10 protein-coding genes are annotated in these 9037 nt (G+C 61.5%); 5 read left to right on the top strand and 5 right to left on the bottom strand.

The window, feature by feature from the left end:
- Positions 1–51: 51 nt before the first annotated feature.
- A complete protein-coding gene (clpS, locus tag ACYVDM_RS08880) occupies positions 52–366 on the bottom strand; it encodes an ATP-dependent Clp protease adapter ClpS (protein WP_415786696.1) in 315 nt (104 codons plus the stop codon).
- A gap of 221 nt (positions 367–587) precedes the next feature.
- Here clpS and ACYVDM_RS08875 point away from each other — a divergent pair, with 221 nt between their 5' ends.
- A complete protein-coding gene (locus ACYVDM_RS08875) occupies positions 588–833 on the top strand; it encodes a cold-shock protein (protein ID WP_006220277.1) in 246 nt (81 codons plus the stop codon).
- 261 nt (positions 834–1094) lie between these two features.
- Positions 1095–1508, top strand: coding sequence for a DUF192 domain-containing protein (locus ACYVDM_RS08870; protein WP_415786699.1), 414 nt, complete (start codon positions 1095–1097; stop codon positions 1506–1508).
- A 103-nt stretch (positions 1509–1611) separates the two neighbouring features.
- On the opposite strand, the gene pcaF is transcribed toward ACYVDM_RS08870, so the two are convergent.
- From pcaF to xseA, 4 genes are all read right to left on the bottom strand, one after another.
- Complete coding sequence (gene pcaF, locus ACYVDM_RS08865) at positions 1612–2817, bottom strand: 3-oxoadipyl-CoA thiolase (protein WP_415786702.1); 1206 nt, start codon at positions 2815–2817, stop codon at positions 1612–1614.
- A 118-nt stretch (positions 2818–2935) separates the two neighbouring features.
- Positions 2936–4336 carry a chloride channel protein gene (locus tag ACYVDM_RS08860; protein WP_415786704.1) on the bottom strand — a complete coding sequence of 467 codons (1401 nt, stop codon included), beginning with the start codon at positions 4334–4336 and terminating at the stop codon, positions 2936–2938.
- A gap of 104 nt (positions 4337–4440) precedes the next feature.
- On the bottom strand, positions 4441–5019 hold the full coding sequence (sodB, locus tag ACYVDM_RS08855) for a superoxide dismutase [Fe] (protein ID WP_415786706.1): 579 nt from the start codon (positions 5017–5019) through the stop codon (positions 4441–4443).
- A 132-nt stretch (positions 5020–5151) separates the two neighbouring features.
- Complete coding sequence (xseA, locus tag ACYVDM_RS08850) at positions 5152–6507, bottom strand: exodeoxyribonuclease VII large subunit (protein ID WP_415786708.1); 1356 nt, start codon at positions 6505–6507, stop codon at positions 5152–5154.
- Positions 6508–6864: 357 nt separating this feature from the next.
- On the opposite strand from xseA, the gene ACYVDM_RS08845 reads away from it, so the two are divergent.
- The 3 genes from ACYVDM_RS08845 (at position 6865) to lpxK (ending at position 9028) form a co-directional block, all read left to right on the top strand.
- Positions 6865–7485 carry a MotA/TolQ/ExbB proton channel family protein gene (locus tag ACYVDM_RS08845; RefSeq protein ID WP_415786710.1) on the top strand — a complete coding sequence of 207 codons (621 nt, stop codon included), beginning with the start codon at positions 6865–6867 and terminating at the stop codon, positions 7483–7485.
- Complete coding sequence (locus ACYVDM_RS08840) at positions 7482–7895, top strand: ExbD/TolR family protein (RefSeq protein WP_415786712.1); 414 nt, start codon at positions 7482–7484, stop codon at positions 7893–7895. Before ACYVDM_RS08845 ends, ACYVDM_RS08840 begins: the two co-directional genes overlap by 4 nt.
- Before the next feature lie 92 nt (positions 7896–7987).
- Positions 7988–9028: a tetraacyldisaccharide 4'-kinase gene (gene lpxK / locus ACYVDM_RS08835; RefSeq protein WP_415787075.1), complete on the top strand. Its 1041-nt coding sequence runs from the start codon at positions 7988–7990 to the stop codon at positions 9026–9028.
- The last annotated feature ends 9 nt before the right edge of the window (positions 9029–9037 follow it).

The following is a 9037-nucleotide window of genomic DNA, read 5'->3' as shown; positions in this document are numbered from 1 at the left end:
CTGGCGCTGCGCGGCTCCCCGCATGGGATTCCGCGGTCATGGTGCTGGGCATTACACGGGTTCCATGACGCACTGCAACGGATGCTGGCGCTCGCGCGCGTACTGCGCGACTTGGGCAATGCGCGTGGACGCCACATCTCGCGGATAAACACCACAGACACCGCGCCCTTCATGGTGCACTTGCAGCATGATCCGGGTCGCGTCTTCCTGGTTTTTACCGAAGAACTTCTGCAGGACCTTCACCACGAATTCCATCGGCGTGTAGTCGTCGTTCAGCAACAGAACCTGGTACATGGGCGGCGGCGCAGTGCGCGCCGTCTCTTTTTCCACGGCCACGTCGTGTTGTGTATCTAGGGTCGAACTCATAGAGCGGAATTGTATTGAAACAATGGGCAAACTCGTCGCTGATTACTTAAAATTACACGTACAGATGCGTAATTTCCACACTTGACGTTATGAAGAAAAGCAGAGCATTATCCACGCAATCGGGGGCAGCCTTGTGAAAACAAACGCCGCCGGAAGCCGGAAGGCACCGGCCCGGGCCGAATGCTTTCTGTCAAACATACGATTCAAATGAGGCAGTCCGCATGTCTGATACGACCGCAACCGCCGTCCAAGGGGACAATCCCAAATCGACGGGCACCGTCAAATGGTTCAACGATGCAAAGGGTTTTGGCTTCATTACACCCGACGATGGTGGTGAAGATTTATTCGCGCATTTTTCGTCGATCCAGATGAACGGGTTCAAAACCCTGAAAGAAGGCCAAAAAGTGGCATTCGAGATAATTCAGGGACCTAAAGGCAAACAGGCTTTGAATATAACGGCGGCCTGACGCCCACTATCTATATCACGCTACCCGATAGACCGGCCCGGTTTTCAGTCGTGCGGTTTCGAAGGTAGCGTTATTACCCGGGCGGGGCAAAATGCCCCGCCCTGTTATTTTCTGTTGTTTACCCGCCCCATGTCGATTCGTAGTTGTACGCGGCTTGCCCGCGCCTTATCCCGCCTTGTCGCGGGACATTTCCACCCACCTGTTCTCAATCAAAGGCGCGTTCAAGCGTCGCTTGCGATAGCCGCCCTTGTAGGCAGCCTGATGCTCGTCGTCCCGGCGGCACAGGCGCAAGTTGCGCAAGGCAGTCCGCAAACAGGCTTACCTGTGGTGGCGCTGACAGCGGGGATTCACGTGATTCGCGCGGAAATCGCCAGTACCGAGGACACACGCCGTCTCGGCCTGATGCACCGTCAAAGCCTGCCTGACAACAACGGCATGCTGTTCATTTTCGAACAGCCCGAGGTACAGTGCTTTTGGATGCGCAATACGCCCCTGCCCTTATCGATCGCGTTCATTGCGGACGACGGCGCCATCGTCAATATGGCGGATATGGCGCCCCAGACCGATACGCCCCACTGCTCGGCCCAGCCGGTGCGCTATGCGCTGGAGATGGCCCAGGGTTGGTTTGAGTCGCATGGCATTGCGGCCGGCCTGCGCCTGGGCGGCTTGCCCTGATCTCCGAGCCGCCTTCACAGCAAAAAAGCCGGTCTCCCGGCTTTTTTGCTGTACCTGAGCGCCCCGCTCAGGCATCCACGGTACGAACGCTCGCAGCAATGAGTTAGACGCGCTCAAGCACCACGGCGATACCCTGGCCGACGCCGATGCACATGGTGCACAGCGCATAACGGCCACCGCTGCGATGCAGTTGATTCACCGCCGTCGTCGCCAGACGCGCACCGCTGGCCCCCAGCGGATGACCCAAGGCAATCGCACCTCCATTCGGGTTGACGCGCGCATCATCGTCGGCAATACCCAAATCGCGCAACACAGCCAGGCCTTGGGCGGCAAAGGCTTCGTTCAACTCGATAACGTCCATCTGGTCCAGCGTCAGGCCGGTGAGCGCGAGCACCTTGCGCGTCGCCGGCGCCGGGCCCATGCCCATGACACGGGGAGCGACCCCTGCCGTCGCCATCGCGACGACGCGTGCACGTGGCGTCAGACCGTGACGAGCCGCAGCACGTTCGTCTGCCAGCAACAGCGCTGCTGCACCATCGTTGACCCCGGAAGCATTGCCCGCCGTTACCGTACCGCCCTCGCGTACTACGCCCTTCAGGCGGGCCAGGGACTCGAGGCTGGTTTCGCGCGGATGTTCGTCTTTGCTCACCACGACCGGGTCGCCCTTGCGTTGGGCGATGGACACCGGTGTGATTTCGGCGTCAAACACGCCGGTTTGCTGCGCACGGGCCGTCTTGGCCTGGCTGGCCAATGCGAATTTGTCTTGGTCTTCGCGGCTGATGTTGAAGTCGTCGGCCACGTTTTCCGCCGTTTCCGGCATCGAATCGACGCCGTACTGGGCTTTCATCAGCTTATTGACGAAGCGCCAGCCGATCGTGGTGTCGTAAATCGCCGCACTGCGCGAAAACGCGCTTTCAGCCTTGCCCATGACAAAGGGTGCACGGCTCATGCTTTCAACGCCACCGGCCAACATCAGGCCTGCCTCGCCCGCGCGGATCGCACGAGCGGCCGTGCCAATCGCATCCAGACCCGAGCCGCACAGGCGGTTGATCGTGCCGCCCGGCACATCGATCGGCAAGCCGGCCAACAAAGCGGCCATACGGGCCACGTTGCGGTTGTCTTCGCCGGCCTGGTTGGCACAACCCAACAGGACGTCAGCCAGTTCTTCCCATTGAACGCCCTGATTGCGCGCCATCAGGGCCTTGATCGGCACAGCGGCCAAGTCATCGGCGCGCACGGGCGCCAAAGAACCGCCGTAACGGCCAAAAGGGGTACGAATGGCATCACAAATGTAAGCGTGCACGGTCATAGATCGAAGCTCGTAAAAAAAGTGAATATGACAAAGAAAAATGATGAAGATGATCTTACGCTAGCCTGGCATGCGCCATACTCGCCCATGGCCATCCTGTCCATGCGACGGACACTGTCTAGCTGCCGGACGTTTTATCATTCGTCGCACGGCCCGCCTCTACCTGGGCCTGCCGGCGAAAACGCCCGGCGGCAAAATGGTAGAACGGCCTCGGACAAAACTGCCGTGCCACGAGCGACGCCGACAAGGCCCCCAACAACAGCCAGAACAGCATCGGCTGGCTACCGGTCATTTCCATCACGATTACGCTGGCAGTCAAAGGAGCTTGTGTCGCCGCCGCTAAAAAGGCTGCCATACATATCAATACCAGGACGCGACGGTCGACGTCGCCCCCGACGAGCTCCCAGATATGCTGACCGATGCCCGCACCGGTCGTCAGCGCAGGCGTAAAAATACCGCCGGGAATGCCCGCCCAATACGATGCCACCGTGGCGCCCAGCTTGGCCAAGCCAAACCCTGTGGGCGCCTCACCATTGCCCGACAACAGTTCACCAGCCACTGCGTAGCCGGTGCCATAAACCGTATAGCCGCTCAACGTCCCCAGGCATGCCAGCACCAACCCCATGGCGGCGGCCGTGTAAAGCGGATGCCGCCGGATCCACGCACGCCAGGCCACCGGTGCGCTGCCCGACACTCCTTTGCTTAACAATCGACTGAAAATACCGCCCAGTGCCCCATTGATCAGACCGCACAGCACCACCCACAGCAACATGTTCCGCGGCAAGGTTTCCCCGGTAAAGGTGCCGAAATAAGGATTGTTGCCGTCCACGGCCACTACCAAAAAGCCAGCGGCCAAGACGCCGATCAGCACGAGACGCTGCCAACGCAGCGCCGTACTGCGCCCCAACTCTTCAATCGCAAAGATCACGCCGGCCAGTGGTGCGTTAAAGGCCGCCGCCAACCCGCCGGCCGCGCCGGCGGCGATCAGCTCGTTGGCACGGAAACCGCGCAAGGGAACACCTCGACGCAACCAAAAATTGCCCCAGGCCAACATGAGCGCGGCACCCACCTGTACCGATGGCCCCTCGCGCCCCGCCGAAGCGCCCGCAGCCAGGCCCAGGAAAGTCAGCGGAATCTTCCATAGGGTTTGGCGCATGGACACCAGACTGGTCTGTGCTGCGCCGGACGGCATCGACAGCGCCCCGATGACCTGCGGAATACCGCTGCCCGCGGCATTGGGCGCGTAACGCATGGTCAACCAGCGTAGCAACGCAAAAGCGAGCGGAATCACAATAAATGCCGCCCATCCGAAACGCGTCGTCCAGGCATGGTTCCACTCGAGCGCCAAATCAGCCAGCCAGGTGAAACCCAGAGACACCAAGGCCACTAGAGCGGCTCCGCCCAACAGCAAGAACAAGTGCAGGCTTTTGCGCGACAAACGACTTAGCTGCCGAGTCTTGCGACGCGCAATCAACTTGAGACCAGTCAAACCATGGCGCGTGGGAGACATATCGGGCATCGCGGTATTTTGCCAGAGCGACCCGCCCGTGAGGGGAATTCATGTTTAAAAAACGAAAACGCCCGGCCGAAACCGGGCGTTGCGCACTATAGCAAAGTGGCTGCTTAGGCGAAATTCTTGGCCGCGAAGTCCCAGTTCACCAGTGCCCAGAAGTTTTCCAGGTACTTGGGACGAGCGTTGCGATAGTCGATGTAATAGGCGTGTTCCCACACATCACAGGTCAGCAGCGGCTTGTCAGTGGTGGTCAGCGGGGTCGCGGCGTTGCTCGTATTGACGATGTCCACCGAGCCGTCTTCTTTCTTGACGAGCCAGGTCCAACCCGAACCGAAATTTCCAGCCGCCGACTTGTTAAAGGCATCTTTGAAATTATCGAAGCTGCCCCATTTGGCGTTGATAGCATCGGCCAGTGCGCCACTGGGCGCGCCACCAGCCTTGGGAGCCAGGCTGTTCCAGTAGAACGTGTGGTTCCAGATTTGGGCAGCGTTGTTGAACACGCCGCCGGAGGAGTTCTTGACGATGTCTTCGAGCGACGAGTTTTCGAACTCGGTACCAGGAATCAGGTTGTTCAGATTGGTAACGTACGTTTGGTGATGCTTGCCGTAGTGAAACTCGAGGGTTTCTTTGGAAATGTGCGGCGCCAGAGCATCAAGCTCGTAAGGCAAAGGGGGAAGAGTATGTGCCATGAGGATTCCTTCGTAGTTGATTGCACGATCAAGCCATAAGATTGTATCGACTCTTGCGCGGCAAACCCGTGTTAACCCATTACAGCGCGGGGTTACGCGAAAGGAGAATCAATCCATAAATTCACACGCCCCTCAGGACGAGTGCGTGTCCAGGACTTCGACTTGTGCTCCACCCTGCGCAAACGTCAGGCTCAATGCCTGGCCGCGCGCTAAGGGCGCGGCATCACGCAAAATGTGGCCGTCGGCGTCGCGCACAATCGCGTAGCCGCGCGCCAGGGTGTGCTGAGGATCCAGCGCGCGCAGATGGGCGCTGATCGCCTCGGTACGAGCCACGCGCGTCGCCAATTGGCGTTCCTGAGCCTGATGCAAGCGACGCGCCAGGGCCGCCAGGCGCTCACGCGCGCGTCCCGTATCGGGCGTGGCATGCGACAGGCGCTGCACTGACATGCCCAGCCGCGCGACGCGGCGACCTTGAGGGCCCTGCCAGGCCGAGACCAGACGATGACGCAGCGTATTCAGGCACTCGGCCTGGTGCGCGAGACGGCGACGGGGCGACACTAGTTGGGCCGCGGCGCGATCCAGTCGCTGTGCTGCCTGATCCAGCCGGCGTTGCTGGCCTCGCAGCAAGCGCTGCGCGGCGTGATCAATCCGCGCCAACAGATCCGCGCGCGGCACGCAGGCCAGTTCGGCCGCAGCCGTCGGCGTCGGCGCGCGCAGATCGGCCACAAAATCCACAATCGTGAAGTCCGTTTCGTGCCCTACCCCACTAATAATAGGGATAGCGCTCGCTGCCACCGCCCGCGCCAGGGCCTCGTCATTAAAACTCCACAGGTCTTCGATGCTGCCCCCGCCACGCACCAGCAACAGCGTGTCGACCTCCTGGCGCTCGTTAGCCTGCTGGACCTGAGCCACCAATCGCGGCGCGGCATCGGCGCCCTGCACCGGCGCGGGGTACACAACCACGGGCACCTGAGGCGCACGCCGGGCCAAAGCGGACAACACATCGCGCAACGCGGCCGCATGCAGCGAGGTGATCACACCGATAGCGCGGGGCAACGCGACAGGCGCACGTTTGGCGGTTTCGTCAAACAAGCCCTCCGAGGCCAACTGGGTCTTCAAGCGCAGAAAGGCCTCGTACAAATTTCCCAGGCCCGCCCGCCGCATCGCGTCGGCCTGTAATTGATAATCGCCGCGTGGCTCGTACAACGAGACGCGCGCGCGGACTTCGACCTGATCGCCCGCCCGCGGCACAAATCCGACCGCGGAGGCACGACTGCGAAACATCACTGTCCGTACGGCGGCGCGACTGTCTTTCAGCGTAAAGTACCAATGTCCCGATGCCGCTTGGGTGAAGTTGGAAATTTCACCGCGCACCCATAAGAGCGGAATATTGCGCTCCAGCAATTGGCCCACTGACTGATTCAGCTGGGCAACTGTCAGGATATCCCGCGTAAATACGTCATTTGTGACTGGAAACTCAACTGTCATAAGGCTTTCCAGAGAGATAGCTGTCCACAGGGTGGGCCGAACGGGCCGCGATGATACCGCAAGCCGATAAATCTTGCAGCGCCGGCCGGAACGCTAGCAAAATAGATATAACCCACTGTTTTATATAAAAAAATATATTCATCACCGATGATCGAAAATCGCTCAATCCAGCGCAAAGCCAGCATTTATCCGCGTCTAGGGTAAGTTTTGCACAGAATTATCCACAAAATCTGTGGATAGATTCTGGGCCGGCCGGCCAGTTCCAGCGGCCTTGCCACAAAGCCTGTCCGACCGGTACAGTGCGCCCTTAAAATCGGGTGTCGCCACGCAGGCGCTGCCGAACTTCGGAGTCACTCCTTGCTGTCCATTATCCGCGAAGCGGGCTGGCCGATCTGGCCCCTGCTGATTACCTCTGTCCTTTGTGTGGGCCTCATCGTCGAGCGCCTGCTGTCCCTTCGGCACAAGCTGATCGTGCCGCACGGGTTGCCTGATCAAGTCATGGAAATGCAGCGCAACGGCCAGGACGGTCCCGAGGCACTGACCCGGCTGGAACAGCATTCGCCCCTGGGGCGCATCCTGGCCGAAGTCCTGCGCCAACGTCACGAGCCGCGCCACGTACAACGCGCCGCCGTCGAAGACGTGGGTCGCGCGGTCGCGCACGACCTGAACCGATACATTCCCGCGCTGGGCACCATCGCCGTCATCGCCCCGCTGCTGGGGCTGTTTGGCACGGTGATCGGCATGATCGAAATTTTCGCGTCCTACACACCCGCGGGCGGCGACCCGGCGCAACTGGCGCGCGGCATATCCATCGCCCTGTACAACACGGCATTCGGCATCCTGATCGCCATACCCGCCATGATTGCTCACCGTTATCTACGCACCCGCGTTGATAATTTGCTCAACGCCCTGGAGCAGGCGGCGGCGCGCCTCGCCCGCGCGACCAACACATTGGCCACCGGCCGGGTCCAACCATGAATTTCCGTGGCCAGCGCGGCGATCGCGACGAACTCGACATCAACCTGATTCCGTTGATCGACGTTTTGTTGGTGATCCTGATCTTTCTGGCGGCCACCACGTCGTTCGCCCGCTATACGCAGTTGGAGATCGCCCTGCCTGAAGCCGCCATCGAGCAAGACACCCCGCCCGCGCTTGAGATCGCCGTCAGCCGTGATGGGCGTTATGCCGTTAACGGCACGGTGATCGACGCCGCCACGCCCGCCGATATCGCCCATCGCCTGGCCCTGGCGGCGGCAGGCAAGGACGAGACGCTTCTGCTGATCAATGCCGATGCCCAGGCCTCGCATCAATCGGTCGTCAACGTCATGGAAGCCGCCCGCATGGCAGGCATAAGCCGCGTCAATTTCGCTGCCCAAAACGCTCGGTGACACATCCCTTGCCGCCCGACACACCCGCCTCGCCTTCGTCCCGCGCCGGCTTTGTGCAACGCCACTGGCAACATGACGGTTGGCTCGCGGCCATGCTGCGGCCTCTGGCCGCGCTCACGGGCTGGCACGTGGCGCGACGACGCGCGCAGTTTTTACGAGGCGAACGGCCGATACACCGCCCTCCCGTCCCCGTCGTCGTCATCGGCAATATCTATGTCGGCGGCACCGGCAAGACGCCGGTGGTCATCGCCACCGTACAAGAATTGCGCGAACGAGGCTGGACTCCCGGTGTCGTCAGCCGAGGCTACGGCGCCAAAATTGGCCCCCAACCCCGTGTCGGCCACGGCGAGTTGAATCCCGCCGACGTTGGCGACGAGCCCGCACTGATCGCCCACGCGACGGGCGCTCCCGTGGCCGTGCACCCCCGCCGCGCCCTCGCGGCCCAAGTCTTGCTGGAGCAGTATCCGCAGACCGACGTGATCGTTTCCGACGATGGTCTGCAGCATCTCGCCCTGGCCCGCGATGTGGAGTTCGTCGTGCAGGACGAGCGCGGCGTCGGCAATGGCCGCCTGCTGCCCGCCGGCCCGCTGCGAGAGCCGGCAAGCCGATTGCAGTCCGTCGACGTCATCATCACCAACTGCTCGACGCATGATGCGACGCCACCCGGGCCGGCTGTGCCACCGCCGACGCCTGGCGACTCGTCCGCGCAGCGCGCCCCAGCCGGGCACACTGGCCCGCGACAAGCCGATATGCACTTGCAACCGGATGGCGCCCGCCACTTACAGACCGGCGAGCATCGGCCCCTGAGCGATTTCGCCCGTCCCACCGTCTTCGAAAACGTCGCGGCGGCGGCGGGCATCGGCAACCCCGGTCGTTTTTTTGCGACTCTGCGGGCCGCAGGCGTGCAACCGATGGCGTGCATGCCCCTGCCCGATCATTACGACTACCAACGCTCGCCGTTCGACGCGCTGCCTGCCGAGGCGATTCTGATCACCTCGAAGGATGCCATCAAATGCCGCGGCTTCGCTGACGCACGCCTCTGGGAAGTCCCCGTCCAGGCACAGTTTTCCGACCCGACCCTATTCGATTGGCTGGACAAATATCTGCGCCAAGCCGCCATCGCCCTGCGCTGAAACGCCGTA

The sequence above is a fragment of the Bordetella tumulicola genome (assembly GCF_054779135.1).
This window is presented reverse-complemented; position numbering and strand designations above follow the sequence as displayed.